At 36.0% G+C, this 15,575-nt stretch carries 9 protein-coding genes; 7 read left to right on the forward strand and 2 right to left on the reverse strand.

Translation table 11 applies throughout. From position 1 onward, the window contains the following. The first annotated feature begins 25 nt into the window (after positions 1 to 25). From V0410_RS00790 to V0410_RS00805, 4 genes are all read left to right on the forward strand, one after another. A complete protein-coding gene (locus V0410_RS00790) occupies positions 26 to 481 on the forward strand; it encodes a hypothetical protein (protein ID WP_330745890.1) in 456 nt (151 codons plus the stop codon). Between the two features lie 457 nt (positions 482 to 938). Beyond that, the gene (locus V0410_RS00795; protein ID WP_330745903.1) at positions 939 to 3,551 is read left to right on the forward strand and encodes a tail fiber domain-containing protein; all 2,613 of its coding nucleotides are present in this window, start codon (positions 939 to 941) and stop codon (positions 3,549 to 3,551) included. Positions 3,552 to 3,807: 256 nt separating this feature from the next. Continuing rightward, the gene (locus V0410_RS00800; RefSeq protein WP_330745904.1) at positions 3,808 to 4,188 is read left to right on the forward strand and encodes a response regulator; all 381 of its coding nucleotides are present in this window, start codon (positions 3,808 to 3,810) and stop codon (positions 4,186 to 4,188) included. A gap of 22 nt (positions 4,189 to 4,210) precedes the next feature. After that, complete coding sequence (locus V0410_RS00805; protein ID WP_330745893.1) at positions 4,211 to 4,813, forward strand: Crp/Fnr family transcriptional regulator; 603 nt, start codon at positions 4,211 to 4,213, stop codon at positions 4,811 to 4,813. A gap of 634 nt (positions 4,814 to 5,447) precedes the next feature. Here V0410_RS00805 and V0410_RS00810 read toward each other — a convergent pair. After that, entirely contained in the window at positions 5,448 to 5,765 is a 318-nt protein-coding gene (locus tag V0410_RS00810) for a DUF6922 domain-containing protein (protein ID WP_209787185.1), read from the reverse strand. A gap of 39 nt (positions 5,766 to 5,804) precedes the next feature. After that, positions 5,805 to 6,479, reverse strand: coding sequence for a nucleotidyl transferase AbiEii/AbiGii toxin family protein (locus tag V0410_RS00815; RefSeq protein ID WP_330745905.1), 675 nt, complete (start codon positions 6,477 to 6,479; stop codon positions 5,805 to 5,807). A gap of 773 nt (positions 6,480 to 7,252) precedes the next feature. On the opposite strand from V0410_RS00815, the gene V0410_RS00820 reads away from it, so the two are divergent. The 3 genes from V0410_RS00820 to V0410_RS00830 are packed head-to-tail and all read left to right on the forward strand — an operon-like array spanning position 7,253 to position 15,572. Beyond that, positions 7,253 to 8,863 (forward strand): T9SS type A sorting domain-containing protein, encoded by a 1,611-nt coding sequence (locus V0410_RS00820; protein ID WP_330745906.1) that lies wholly within the window; start codon positions 7,253 to 7,255, stop codon positions 8,861 to 8,863. A 2-nt stretch (positions 8,864 to 8,865) separates the two neighbouring features. Then, positions 8,866 to 12,258 (forward strand): hypothetical protein, encoded by a 3,393-nt coding sequence (locus V0410_RS00825; protein WP_330745907.1) that lies wholly within the window; start codon positions 8,866 to 8,868, stop codon positions 12,256 to 12,258. Between the two features lie 5 nt (positions 12,259 to 12,263). Further along, complete coding sequence (locus tag V0410_RS00830) at positions 12,264 to 15,572, forward strand: DUF6443 domain-containing protein (protein WP_330745908.1); 3,309 nt, start codon at positions 12,264 to 12,266, stop codon at positions 15,570 to 15,572. Positions 15,573 to 15,575 lie beyond the last annotated feature (3 nt).

The following is a 15,575-nucleotide window of genomic DNA, read 5'->3' on the forward strand; positions in this document are numbered from 1 at the left end:
AAAGTATTCTCAAAAACGATAACGTATGAAAATTATAGGACAATATGAAATTGAAGAAATTGAGAAAGTTTTTAATAGTATAAATGATTTAAAGAATTATAAAATTGATAGTGAGCTGTATGGGTATTTTCTCCATGATATTTATGAGAAAGATTTTTGGAATTATGTACAAAATATTGATCCTAAACTTTGCAACGAGTATAGAGATTTAAATTCTGGAGATGACAGCTATGAAATGATGCATATTCGCCAGAAAGCTCAGCAAAAATATTCAGAAAAATTTCATGAAATTAGAGATAAATTCTATTTAGTAAACGGGCAAATTTACTCTTATAAGTACATTGGTGAATATAATATTGGACACGTAATAGAAATTACGGAGTATGAAATTAAAGATGTCCATTACTTACTAAATTCTTTAGCTAGTGATATGAATGAACAGAAGAATAGGAATTTATTGCAAAGAATTTTAAACAAATAAGTGCAGAAGAATTAATGTCATTGGAAATCTACCGTGCTTGAAGGAGATTCATTTGACCTGTAAATATTTTAGCTTTGTATTAGAAAATAGCTTCAAAAACAATTAATTATATTTTTGGAAAGTTTTTTCCAGATAATCAAGTTCATAGTGTTTCCTGCACCTTACCTATTACCTACTTGTTTTGATAAAACATGATGCATTTGGTAATTAATCTCAGTTAAATTTCATTATCATCTACTTTTAATTTTATCTGATAAGCTCTTAAATAAATTTTCATCTTAGTCACACTTATGAATCAACGAATCAAAATATTTCATATTTTGAAGTTACTATATTTCATTACATGGTGAAATTTAACATTTGAAATGGAAAAATTCACAGAATAATGATTAAATTTACATTACACTTAATCAACAATTTAGACTTACAGAAGGACTAACCACAAAATTTATTAATTATGAAAAAAAAAATCTTTCCTATTGTAGTGGTAACTGTTATCTCTACAATACAACTGAAAGCGCAGGTAGGTATTAATACCACATCTCCACAATCTACCTTAGACATTATTGCAAAAAATAGCACTGGTACATCTACCAATATAGATGGACTTTTAATTCCAAGAGTAGACAGACTAAGAGCTCAAAGCATGACTTCTGCTCCAGTTTCTACAATGATTTATGTACAGAATGTGAATAATGGAGCACAAGCAGGAACCGCTATAAATATAGATTCTATTGGCTACTATTATTTTGACGGAACCGTCTGGGCAAAGCTGAATTCGAATTCGAATATAAATATTTATAATTCAAACGGTGCACTTTCTGGTAACAGGATCGTTTCTCAGCAAAACTATAGGCTTACTTTTGATACAAATCAGATAAATGGTTTTTCCGTAGCTGGAAATAATTTTTCTGTCGATGGAGCCAATAACAGGTTAGGTTTTGGAACTTCAAGCCCGATAGGTAAAATAGATATCGTTTCGGATAATGCTGGGGGTGGCGGTGGCAATGATATATATTTCAATGGTTTTGGAACTTCGACTGCTCCTGGTTTTTTTCTGGGTAGTGCTAGAGGAACTGCTGCTAATCCAGCCAATCTCATTAACGGTGATGTGATAGGGGGAATATATTTTAGTCCAAGAATAGGCGGTAATTTTACTCTTACTAATTCTTCGAACATTACTTCTACCTATTTAGGTGATGGTACAACCAACCTAACTGATTTGAAGCTTTCAACTTCTGGAATTAATAGGTTAACAATAAATGAATTAGGTAATATCGGTATTGGCACTACTCTTCCAACGACCATACTAGATGTTAACGGAGATGCGAGAATACGGACTTTGCCGACAGGTACATCGACAGATAATGTAATTACTACGGATGCTAATGGAAATTTAAGACAGATTACTGCAGCAACTTTAGGATCAACAAACAATTGGAGTAAAACGGGAAATGCAGGAACGATACCTGCTACCAATTTCATAGGGACTACAGACTCTCAGGATTTTGTAACGCGTACAAATAATACCGAAAAAATGAGAGTAACTTCAGCAGGAAACGTGGGTATAGGCACTGCTACTCCAGAAGGAAAACTTGTATTAGTATCAACACCGTCTACTCAAGCGTTAATTGCCAGGACAAGTACTCTAACTACAAACCAGTTTTTACAAGGAACCATTACTGACGGTACTATTACCAATGCGTGGGGGATTCAAAATAATAATGATGCTGTATTTTTCGGATCCAGTTCCGCTTCAAATTTAAGTTTACGAACAGCAATGATAAATAGGCTTTTCATTGAAAATGCTACAGGAAATATAGGGATTGCAAATAATGCTCCAACCAATACTCTAGATGTAAATGGTGGGGCAAGAGTACGTAATTTACCTACTGGTGCAGCTTCAGATAATGTTATCACAGCTGATGCAAATGGGAACTTAAGACAAATCGTAGCAGCAACCTTTGGTGCAACAAATAATTGGAGCAAAATCGGTAACGCGGGAACTACACCTGCTACTAACTTTATCGGAACCACAGATGCTCAAGATTTTGTTACCCGCACCAATAATACGGAAAGGATAAGGGTAACATCAGCTGGTAACGTTGGAGTTGGTACAAGTACACCTACCGCTGCATTTCATTTAGTAACCACAACAGCAGGAGGAATGATTAGTGAAAGAGCTACCGCTGGATCCGGCACAGGATCGCCTGCATATCTTGTGTTAAGAAGAAATAAAGCAGCAACTCCTACCGGTAATGCTGCCGTAATAAGCGGTGATGGTTTAGGGGCTGTTTCCTTTGTAGGTAATAATGGAGCTGGGTTTACCTCCGACGTAATAAATGGGGTTTCTATGGTATATTCGGAAGCTACTGAAACATTTAGTGCTACAGCCGCAGGATCCCGTTTGGAGTTCAGAACAGTACCAAACGGAACTTTAACAAATGTGACCCGTATGAGAATTGAACAAGACGGTAAAGTAGGAATTGGGGTTCAGGCAACAACCGGAAGGCTTACAGTTAGCGGGAGTGGTGCGGGTAGTACACCTATGCTATCATTGACTAATACAAATGTAACAGGAAATCCTACTTTAAATATCTATCCGGGATATACTTCAAACGGGTCTTCTATTGTTGAAGGTAATCAATATGCTGTTGTTTTTGATCAGGATCCCGGGACTTCAGCGGGTACGACTCAGTCATTATATGATTTTCATGGGCAGCTTCGCGCTGTTTCCACGTCCAGCCTTTCAGATAGAAGAATCAAGGAGGATATCACCGAAATGAAGCAATATGGTTTAAAAGAAGTGCTAAAAATGCAGCCTCACAATTACATTCTGAAAAAGTCTAAAAATAGAGATATTGGGTTTATAGCGCAGGAATTAAAAGCTATTGTTCCTGAACTTGTCCAAGGAACAGAAAGTGAAAACTCTTTGCTTTCTGTCGATTATTCTAAAGTCTGTCTGATTCTTGTCAATGCTATAAAAGAACAGCAAAAAACTATTGAGGATCAGCAGAAGATGATTAAGACTCTGCGGACGGATGTTATGGGCTTAAAAGGAAAAAAATAATTTTTTTAACTAGTTTATTATGAACCTATATACTTTATTTCTAAGAAAATTAAGAATTTACTATTTGTCACAAATTATATTATGTTATTAAAGTCTGCAGCTAGATTTAGGATCATCCATTTGGAGCTGTAATGAAAATATGCTTGTTTACACGGTAGATCTATTTTAAAATCCACTAGAAAAATTTGTCGGTGAAGCATCCACAGTTTATATATAAAGAATGTTAACCATTCTTCCAACACAAAATATCATGAGTATGTCACAAAAAATAATTCTTCTTATAGAAAGTGATACAGTATTGATAGAGATCATACAATTAATTTTTCCAGAATATAGTTATCAGATTAAAGTAGAACAATTTTCTGCTGATATTATCAATAAAGTTAATTTTATAAAACCCGATATAATATTGATTGATTCACATGTTTCTGGTAAACATTTGACAATTACAACACATCTTTTAAAGCAACATAGGTGTTTTTATAAAATCCCGATAATTATAATGAGTACAGATCTTCAAGTAGAAAAATTAGCTGTTGCTGCAGGAGCAGATGACTTTCTGACTAAACCATTTAATATCTGTGAATTTGAAGATAAAGTACTAAAATATCTTAATCAACACGATCTATCTTTTTAAATAAACACTTAATTGTAAATGTATGAATATGATTATATGTAGTAATATTTTACTTCAAAATGACGGAGAAATTGTAAGCTATCAGCGTGGTAATATTATCTTTAAAGAGAATACTGATCCAAAATATTATTTTCAAATTAAATCGGGAACTGTCAAATTAAATACTATTACTTGTGACGGAAAAGAATATTTATATGGTTTACCTTTTCAGGGGCATTGTATAGCTGAATCATATGTTTTTTCTCAAAAAAAATATCCGTTTAATGCAATAGCGGTTACCAACTGCGAAGTTATAAGATTAATAAAAAGTAAATTTCTTGATTTAATGAAACATAATCCACAGCTTTTAATGGATGTTTTTGCTTACAGTTCTGACAGAACTCATTATAAGAATTTGATGCTTTCTACATTAGGCGTAACAAATTCCATGGAACGATTAATAAAATTATTAGATTACATCAAAGATTTATATAGGCCTGGAAGTAAAGAACCATTTATTATTCCTTTTACTAGGCAACAATTAGCATGCTTATCAGGATTATGTCTCGAAACAATAATCAGAACTGTGAAAAAAATGGAAAGTAATAAATTACTGTATATTCTTCATGGGAAAATACATTATTAAAGTGTTGTAGTTTTATATAGTAAGCCTCAAAAAAGATGATAACAAATTTACCAATCTATAAACTTTTGTGAAAACTAAATTATATAAACGGTAATTTATATTATATCTGTTTTCTTATAGAATAACAGCAATTTATATAAGTCCACAACTCTTATAAAGTGTTGTGGGCTTTCTATTTTCTAATAGATGTAGTTAACTTACTACATGAACTTCTATTTCCTACTACAAGGAAACTTTTATAGTTACAGTAATTTTGTATTGTTCAAAAGTGCACAACTAAATAAGAATAAAAATAAATAATACGATCATGACAAAACACTGGTACGGTTGACTTTACTTACTACAACAGACTTATAAGTAAACTTTTTTCATATTAATATTTTGTGATTTGGTATTTCGAAGGCTTCCAACGGGGAGTCTTTGATTTTGTATGTATTGATACTAATATAGAGAAATTCAAAATCCGGGAATAAGTATCGATCAGCTATAAGGTAGAATCTATGTTTTGGTTATTAAAGTCTAATTAATACATCACCAAACATTCGGTAAATTATTAAGCAGTTCAATATCTTTTTAAAGTTACAAAATCTCAAAAAATGATTGCTTTTGAGCTTCGGAAGAAAGTTTGCAAAAACTATATCCAGTGGTAAGGTTTGTCCTTTCTATTTAGATAGCAATACATTTCTTCTTTTTTAAGTTCGGGGAAGAATTTCAGGGCTTTTTCGATAGCATAATTGGGCAGAAAGTAAATTTCGTCACGGATAGCAGTGACTACTTTTTCATATCCGTAAAAACGGATGATCTCATCAATCTCCTGTTGACCTCCACGTTCTACAATTCGGGCAATAATGGTCTTATAGGCTTGCATAAAGTCCATTGCATCAATGTCAAAATCCCAGAAAAAAACTCGGTCGAGATTTGGAATTTTATTTATTTTTGCTCTTGATTCCATACTATAAATATACGATTTTTCAGCTTTACATTATGTATTTCAGCGTCTAAATCCTCTGCTTTTTTTAGGAGATTCTTGCCTTTCTCCGAATTTTAGCAATGGATCATTGACCGCTTTTTTTAATCGCTCACTCATCGTATCCATATCAACTTTCTTTCCTTTCAGTATATTCACTTTTGCATCCATCTCTATGTTGTCATGGTACAATAAAGCGTATGAAGCCATTACAGGGTTGCCATTGTATTTGTTTTGATAAGATTCCAGATAAATCTTAAGCGGATTGTGTTCCAAGAGAAAATGCATATCGATGAAATCTTTTATCCGTGTACCATTTTGAAAAATAGCATGAAGTTTCATCGCTCCTATATCCTCTAGTGATACTAACCTTACACCTTCCTTTTTCTCAAAAGCTTTTTGTAATGGATATTGATGTGCTAGAATATCGACCTTGACCTCACCTATATCAAGCAGGATTGTATTGCTAAATATATCCCTTACCTTCACCGTAGGATGTTTGCCTGTCAAATGTTTTAGCAGGGCTTGCTCATCAAACTCTTTAGTGGAGAACAGGTCTATATCGATGCTCAATCTATGACCGATTTGAAGGCTCAAAGAAGTTCCTCCAACGAGATTAAAATCTTTTAGTATTTCATCTTTCATCAACCTTTGGAGAAGTTCCCACATTTCCTTACTGACAGTTTCCTTATGGAGCATAATTTCATTTTTCAGAAAATTAATCCTGAAAATGAGGTATGTCTGTACAATGGCAGTGCGAGGAACTATTTGGCTTCGATTGTCAATGAAAATCAAAATTAGAAGCCTTTTATTGATGCAGATATTAAGGATTGAGCTTAAAAATTTTTCTGTTGTAGCGAAGTAAGTATATACCTATTTTTAGAAACTCACCTTTTAGGAGGAAACCTTAAAGTAGGTTTGTGCTTTTTAAACCATTAATCGAAATTAAGGGTACTTTGTGAAAAGTAATTTATTTTAAATTTTGTTTTAAGAACAAATCTATTGTTTATTAAAAATGCGTGCGATTTTACAACTACACGGAGAAGTTAGGAGCTCATTCGCAACTTTGAAAGTCCTTACGTCCTAACAAAGTTGCTGCTTCGCTCTGTGAGACTTTTTAAATTAGTATGAGATTTTGTTTTAGTATATGAATATGATTTTAATTGATAATTCTCTTTTTTAGGAGGACAAAACAATATTAGTTGAATGCAGTTTTCTATATCTTTTGTTTCAATAAGCAGCACATATCGAGAGTAAAATTATATATACATTTTTTCTTTTACACTTGTGTAGTAGTAAAATTTATTATTAATGCGACATTGTTTGACGTCATGCTGATATAGCTTTGTACTATGATACAATTTACTTAAGCAATACAACATATATTAATAAAAATTCATGAAAATATGGGTTTTTTACGGAGTATGCATATGAAGTATTAGCTATATTTTTACACGTCAATTACACAATCTATGAGAAAAATTTATCAGTGTGCATTTATGGTATGCACAATCCTGAGCATATCTGCTCAGGAAGTGATATGGCAGAAAGACATCCCATCCTCTACCCAGGATTTTCTAAGCCAGGTTACCACAACTATTGATCAGCAGTATTTGATCACAGGAAGCTCTATACAGTCTAAAAGCCAATCGCCAGCAGCCAGCAGCCAAGAGCAAAACTACGGTTACGATTTTCATCTTATCAAATTGAACCAGCAAGGAGAAGAAGTATGGGAAAAATACTTTTCCGGGCAGAATCATGATTATCTGTCTGCAACTGTTACCACACAGGATGGTGGATTTCTTTTGGCTGGCACCAGCTATTCTTCCAAAGGTTTAGATAAAAAAGATGATTCCAAAGGAGGATCGGATATCTGGCTAATCAGAATCAATGAATTTGGCGACGAATTATGGCAAAAAACATTGGGAACTTCTTCAGATGAAGAAGCAAGAGCGGTGATCCAAACCACCGATTTAGGATTCTTTGTTGCTGGTAATGTACAAAACGCTGCAAAGGGTTATGGCTCCAAAGATGTCTTGATCACGCGACTCGACAAAGACGGAAAAGAACTTTCACAATTGATCTTAGGAGGAAAAGGTTTGGATGAAGTAGAGAAGATGATTCCAACGAAAGATGGCGGAGCATTACTGGGAATGTATTCCAGGAGTTCTGAAGTAAAGGCTGAAAGCGGGAAGCTGGAGGCTGGAAGTGGTGTGAAGATCGACTCTTATTCCAAAGTCAGCAGCAACTTCGGTGAAGGCGATTACTGGATTGTAAAGCTTGACAAAAACGGAAAAGTGGAATGGGAAAAGAACTTCGGAGGAAAAGGTGATGATCATTTGAGAACCCTGGCCCTAACGTCAACTGGCTTCATCATTGGTGGAGAATCCAGATCGGAAAGATCAGGAAACAAAACTGTCGGATTAGAAGAAGGAACAGACCTTTGGCTGATTGCTTTAAATGAAAAAGGCGAAGAGCAGTGGCAGAAATCTTACAATTTTGGAAACCGTGACATCCTGATGGGAATGAGTGTAATAAGCGGGAAGCAGGAAGATGGAAGCGGGAAATCTAAAGGCATTCTGCTGGGAGGCTTTACCCAGGCAGAAGGAAGAATAGAAACCGATGATGAAACCTTCTGGATGTTATACCTTGGCCAGAATGGAAATGAACAGTGGAGAAAATATGTCAAAGGTGAATCCAGAAAGAAGGAAGAAAGACTTTCCGATTTAAAGCTGAACAGAGATGGTTCTATTGTTTTAGCAGGAACCAGTGCAGAAGAGCTGGGTAAAGAAAACTGGAAGATTGTAAAGCTGGGTGACAAACAGGTAGACCAGTTAATTGAAAAATATGATATCAAAATCTATCCGAATCCAGTATCAGATTATGCTTACGTGGAAATTGGCTTTGATTTCAAAGAGGCTGATATTCTGTTGTATGATATGAGCGGAAGACAGCTTCAAAACATTAAAACAAAGAATAAAGTGACTAAGATTAATACCCAGGCTTTGATTCAGGGGGCTTATCTGGTGGCGATAAAAACGGATACTAATAAAAAGGCGAATCCTAAATTAATTAAAAAATAAACATGAAGAAAAATAAAATATTATTACTGGTTTTTTATATTGCCAGCCAATATTACTGGGCACAAGATAAAAATTACGTTCAGGGAATTGTTCCACAAACCCCAGAGGTGAGTGCTTTATTTAAAAATTTTGAAACTCCGGTTTCTTTAAACACAGGTGTGCCTAACATATCAATTCCAATATACACCATAAAAGAAGGAGATATAGATTTCAACCTTAGTTTGTCTTACAACAGCAGCGGAGTTACCGTGGGAGAAAGATCAACATGGGTAGGTTTGGGTTGGAATTTACCTATCTCAACGCTAGCCAGAAATGTAAGACAAGTTCCCGATGACCTTTCTTATGGTTTTTTTTATGAGCAGCAATACACTGTTAAAAATGTATACGCAATTCGAAATTCTCAAACTCCGGAACAGCAAACATTGTGTGATGAAATTTGTATTAAACATCAACAGGGTATTTTAGACCTTGAATCGGATGATTACAGATTGACCCTTCCTGATGGGAAAAGTATTTCTTTTATGGTAAATCAGGAAAGAAGTGCAGAAAATCCGATTGGTCAGATTGTTCAATTTCCCGAATCAGACTATAAAATAAAATATAATCAAACCGATGGAAGCTGGCTGGTAACAAACCCGTCAGGGTATCAATATGTGTATGAAAAAGGAAACATTATTTATTTGTCTCATACTTATTCTATCGGAGGAGGTTCAATAGGTACTCCGCCAATAGGAGGAACAACCAGCTATAACAGTACATGGATACTTTCTAAAATTATAAGCCCCACCAATAGGGTATTAAATTTTGAATATGATTCCATTAATTATGACGACTGTGACTTAGTGAATCAAACCAAAACAATTGTTACTGAAGGCGGAAATAATTCCAGAAACGAGGTTTTTACCAACTATGGAAGAACAAAAGGAACTAATACTTTTATCAAAAGAATTTATGGTGATTTCGGAGAAGTTCTCTTTAATAAAAGTGAAAGGCAGGATTATGCTACCTATGGAAGAAAGCTAGATAATATTGAAATTAAAAATAACAATAATGTTATCAATAAAATAGAGCTTCAGTATGACTATATGACGAGCAGTGTTCCTTCTCCGGTATATTCCTGCAACAGGTATGAGCCGAATGATAATATCGCTAAAAGATTACGCTTAAATAAGGTGCTTTTTGCCAGCAATACGGATAAGCCTTACAGTTATCAGTTGAAATATAACAGCCAGTTACTTCCCCACAGATTCTCTTATGCCCGCGACTGGTGGGGCTATTATAATGGACAGATTAACAATCAGGGATTAACGCCAAGTATTGATCTTGTTCTGGAAGAACAAAACAAAAGAGATGTAAATCAGGAATCTACCAAAGCTGGTATATTGGAGGAAATTGTATATCCCACTGGTGGAAAAACTAAATTTACTTTTGAAAATAACAAGGGAATTGATCATATTAACTCTGTAGGTAGAGGTAATGAATTTCATGACATTACGCCTTATATAATCCAATACAAACATTTTTCTACCAATGAAAACACTTCACAACAACTCAACAAGACCTATACATCTCCTATTGCCATTACAACTTCGGATCTTACCGGTTATCAGTATCTTAATTTGCAAATAGATGCCCAGACTACCAAATGTATCTATGAAGATGGTAATTTACCGGAGCGTGGGAGCTGTTCTATTTACTATTCTGTGATCAATGGTAATAATGAAGTTATTGTTCCGAGATTGTTGTTACGTAATATTTCTAAAATGGCACAAATCCCTCTAAATAAACTTACTGCAGCCAATAACGCATTGAAGGTAGAAGTCTACTCAGGAACACAAAGTAGTTTGCCGGGAATGCAGTATTTCAATTATAATCAGGATGAAGCTATAGTTAGTCTGCGTTGGAAGGAACTTGACAATACATTGGCAAAAAAGACAGATGCAGGTTTTGAAGTTCCCTTCGGAGGGTTAAGAATTAAAAAAATTGAAAATTATTCTTCTGACAATACACTATCATTGATAAAAGAATACTCTTATAAAAGTGATGCGGGGATAGAATCTGGGATTTCCAATTTTGAGATGGACTTTTTGCAATCAGGGAAAAACAGAATTTTTGTAGCTTCTCAAAGCAGGTTTCCTATGCAAAACAATAGTAGTACTTCTATACAGTATTTAAAAACAGATGAAATTCAAACTAACTTCCAAACCAATGAACAAATAAAAGTATCTCATTCTTTCCAGAATAATAATAGGTTGGGAGCTTTTTTAGGGTCATGTTTATTTATTAAACCTACTGGTGAAGCTCATCTTTCTTCAGCAACTGTACCTTGCTATGAACATCCTTTAAATAATAAAGAAGTCCGTACAGTATCTAATGTATTTACAGAAGATAAATACGAATATAGCTCCAATTTTCCTACAGCTGTTGAAGAGCAAAAAAAACCTAAAAGAATCTATGGACTCGATTATGACAGGGTATTGAAACCTCAGGATTTTACCTATGTAAAGTATGAGCCGAGTTTTTTATTTTCACAAACCTATTTAGGCGTTCAGTTCTTTTATTACGACTTTAATAATTTTGAAGAACTTCCAAAAGAATTTACCAATACTAAAACTGAAATCCTGAATGGTGCCAACCTGGTAACTAAAAATCAGTACAGCTATTCCAATCCAAACCATTACCAGTTAACATCAGCCAAAACTGAGCATCCTGATCATACTGTTCAGGAAACCACCTACAGCTATGCCCATGAGAAAAACAATCAGCTGATGATTGATAAAAACATGGTGGGTATTCCACTGGAAACTAAAACCCAGGAAACAACAAACGGCATCACCAAAGTAATCTCCCGTGAAGAAACTATCTATCCCACTGCCCTGCCTCATGCGGTTACCGGAAATTTAGTACTACCGTTATCTGAATATTCTTATGATAACCTAAGCCCTACCATTTCCTCTAAGGAAGTTACCTATGAAAAATATGATGAAAAAGGAAATATCCTTCAGTATAGGGAGAAAGATGGTACCCCAGTAAGTATTGTCTGGGGTTACAATAAAACAAAGCCGATTGCCAAAGTTGTAGGCTCTACCTATAGCCAGATCGAAGGCATGATCGGTACTCTCGTAACGAAATCCAATGAAGATGCAGCTGATCCAACCAAAGAAGCTGAACTCTTGCTGGCCCTTGATGCATTTCAGCCGGCAGGAATGGTAACCAAATACACTTATGATCCTTTGGTGGGAGTCACTACCATTACTCCACCATCTGGAGTTAGAGAGCTGTATATCTATGATACTGCCAACCGTCTGAAACAGGTTCAGGTAAGGGAAAGAGACAACACCGGGACCTACAGCTATAAAGTGGTGAAAGAATTCAAGTACAACTTCAAGCCGTAAACACAATGAGAAAAATACAACTATTAGGTCTGCTGTTTACAGCGATGACGACCTATGCACAAAGTGACACAGAGAATTATATACAATCCAAAACCTGTTTAAATGGTGATTGCAGTAAGAAAACGGAAACCATCACCTATTTTGACGGATTGGGAAGACCCAAGCAGATCATTAGTGTAAAAGCAACCACTACGGGAAAGGATCTGGTGACCCCCATTACCTATGATGGATTTGGAAGACAGGATAAGGATATCCTTCCTGTTCCGGCTAATACCCTTAATTCAGCAATCCATACCGGAATTGTGAATGAGAGTACGGCTAATTCTTATTATGGAACGGCTAATGCCTACACAGAAAAGCAGATAGAAAATTCTCCATTGGACAGGATACTGCAGGTGGCCCAGCCGGGTGATCCGTGGAAGATGAGCAGCGGACATACCCAGAAGTACAAATATGAAACAAACCTGGGGAGCGAGGTAAAGAAATTTATCACCACTACCACAACCGGTACGGTAGGAACTGATAACAAAACCGTTTCCTCTGTATCGATAGTACCGGGCAGTGAGTTTTATGCCGCAGGAACCTTATATAAAAATACGGTAACTGATGAAGACGGAACTCCTGTAACAGAGTTCCGGAATGGACGCGGTGAGACGGTGCTGGTACGCAGGACGGATGGAACACAAAATATTGACACCTATTATGTTTACAATGAATACGGGCAAAAAGCATTTGTGATTCCTGCGCTGGCAGTAAAGAAAATTGAACAGAATAATAATGTGGTTACCACCGATATTGTCAATAGCCTTTGTTACCAGTACCGCTACGATGGCCAGGACAGGCAGGTGGAAAAAAGGCTGCCGGGAAGGGATGATTGGGAATCTGTAGTGTATGATGCCGCTGATCGCCCAGTCCTTACCCAGGATGTAAACCTGAAAAATAAAGGACAATGGCTGCTGACCAAATATGATGCCTTTGGCCGTGTTGCATATACGGGACTTGTTTCCGGTGGGGACAGAGCCTCAATGCAATCCCAGCTTGCCACACAGGTGGTAAGTGAAACGCCTTCTGATACGGGATTTAGTAAAAATGGGATTATGGTATATTATACCAACAATTTCCTGTCAGCTTTTACTACCGTGCTTACAGTTAATTACTATGACTCTTATCCAAGGGATACCAGAGAATTTCCGCCGGCAAAAATCCTTGAGCAGTACGTTATCAATGAAGACAAGGCTCTTAACAGCGGCGTTTCTACAAAAGGTCTTCCCACAGCATCTTATGTAAAAAACATTGAGGATGACAACTGGACCAAAACCTATTTCTATTACAACACCAAAGGCGGAAAAGTTGCGGAGAAAAGCTGGAACCATTTAGGAGGTTATACCAAAAAGGAATTCAAGCTTGATTTCACAGGTGCTGTAGATGAAAGCTATACCTATCATAAGAAAGGAAGTGCAGATGCAGAAGTGGTGATCAAAGAAACGTTTGTATATGATGATCAGAAAAGACTGCTGAAACATTATCATAAGGTGAACAGTCAAAGTGAAGAACTGCTGGCGGAAAACACTTATAATGAGCTGGGACAGCTGATCAACAAAAAGACAGGGAATACAACAGGTACCCCTTTGCAGTCCATAGATCAGAGCTACAATATCAGAGGATGGATTACTAAAGTGAATGATCCAGCCAACCTAAACGGGAAGCTTTTTGCTTATGAGATCAAATACCATAATCCTGTGTATTCCACAGTTTCTACAGGAAAATATAATGGGAATATTGCAGAAATAGACTGGCAGGCAGCAGATGGCAGACCGTTTAGAAGATATAATTATCAGTATGACGGATTAAACAGGTTAAAAAGCGGAATCTATTCTGAACCTAATGCGACAGTTCCACAGAATAATTATTTTAATGAAACCCTTACCTATGATGTAAACGGTAACATCCAGACTCTGAAGAGAAACAGGCAATTAGAAGGAGTTGGAGCACAACAGATGGATGACCTTAGCTATGTTTATTCTGGCAACAGGCTTACAACAATAAGTGATGCTTCAGGAAATTATGCAGGTTATCCGAGTACACTAGGAAGTCCGTTTACATACGACGGTAACGGAAATATGACAAGCCATTTGGATAAAGGCATGTTACAGATTGATTATAATTACCTCAATCTTCCCAACTTTATAAAATTTGACAAACAATACGTCTCTCATGATTGGCTGAATACTTATTATGTCAATACAAAGTACTTATTTAATGCAAATGGGATTAAGCTGGCTAAAATCCATACCTATGGCTCAGGAAGAACCAATTTAGAAACCATCGACAAAACTGATTATCTGTATGGATTTCAGTATGCCAATGATGTACTAAGTTTCGTACCTACTTCAGAAGGGTACTTTGATTTCGTTCAGAATAAGTATATTTACAACTACACAGATCAGGTAGGAAATATCAGACTGGCGTACTATAAAGATGCTTCCGGAGTTCTGAAAGTAGATAGATCCAACCATTATTACCCTTTTGGATTAGAGTTTGGAGGAGAGGTAAATGCTGCTAATTCAATATCTCCAAGCTATAAATACTCCACACAGGGACAAGAGAAACAAACAGAAACTGGCTGGAGTTCTTATAAGTGGCGGAATTATGATTCTGCGATGGCGAGGTTCTTTAATGTTGACCCATTAAGTGAACAATACGCCTATCAGTCACATTACAATTTCTCTGAAAACAGAGTTATTGATGGTAGAGAACTGGAAGGTCTTGAGTTTGTGCCACTACCAATATATGCACCTGGCGCCGTGGCAGCTCCACCTCCATACTCAGGAAAAACGGGAGCAGGTTCTTCCATTTATGAAACAGCGAAGAGTAATGCTATTAATAATTATAATGGATTATTAAGAGTTATTGGTACTCAGATAAATGTTGCTGCTGCAGTTGGTTCTACGGGATTAGTGATTGCAAAGAGAGTTCTGAATAGTGAGGGAGAAAGCAAGGGAAATAAGGAAAATGGAAGGGCTGAAAATGGTAAGAAAGAAGATGGAAAGACAAAAGTAGGAACTATACCTAAACCACCAAAGGGAAAAGGAACTGTACCAAAGTCAGAAAGAGATAAGAAGAGAGTTTGGACAAAAAAAGAAAAAGAAACGATGTTAGAAAATCAAAATGGAGAGTGCCCGCAATGTGGAGAGAAAAAAACTGTAGATGAAGTAGATGGTCATCATATAGATAGACATGCAGACGGAGGCCGGACTGACATGGAAAATGGGGCTGCAGTATGCAAACCTTGTCATAAAGAATTACATAAATAAATA

It is taken from the genome of Chryseobacterium sp. CP-77 (assembly GCF_036362765.1).
Classification (GTDB): domain Bacteria; phylum Bacteroidota; class Bacteroidia; order Flavobacteriales; family Weeksellaceae; genus Chryseobacterium; species Chryseobacterium cupriresistens.

Excerpts from the sequence above, each read along its gene's own strand:
- V0410_RS00800 (WP_330745904.1), top strand. The coding sequence starts at position 3,808 with ATGTCACAAAAAATAATTCTTCTTATAGAAAGTGATACAGTATTGATA.
- V0410_RS00825 (WP_330745907.1), top strand. The coding sequence starts at position 8,866 with ATGAAGAAAAATAAAATATTATTACTGGTTTTTTATATTGCCAGCCAA.
- V0410_RS00805 (WP_330745893.1), top strand. The coding sequence starts at position 4,211 with ATGAATATGATTATATGTAGTAATATTTTACTTCAAAATGACGGAGAA.
- V0410_RS00795 (WP_330745903.1), top strand. The coding sequence starts at position 939 with ATGAAAAAAAAAATCTTTCCTATTGTAGTGGTAACTGTTATCTCTACA.
- V0410_RS00820 (WP_330745906.1), top strand. The coding sequence starts at position 7,253 with ATGAGAAAAATTTATCAGTGTGCATTTATGGTATGCACAATCCTGAGC.
- V0410_RS00810 (WP_209787185.1), bottom strand. The coding sequence starts at position 5,765 with ATGGAATCAAGAGCAAAAATAAATAAAATTCCAAATCTCGACCGAGTT.
- V0410_RS00790 (WP_330745890.1), top strand. The coding sequence starts at position 26 with ATGAAAATTATAGGACAATATGAAATTGAAGAAATTGAGAAAGTTTTT.
- V0410_RS00830 (WP_330745908.1), top strand. The coding sequence starts at position 12,264 with ATGAGAAAAATACAACTATTAGGTCTGCTGTTTACAGCGATGACGACC.
- V0410_RS00815 (WP_330745905.1), bottom strand. The coding sequence starts at position 6,479 with ATGCTCCATAAGGAAACTGTCAGTAAGGAAATGTGGGAACTTCTCCAA.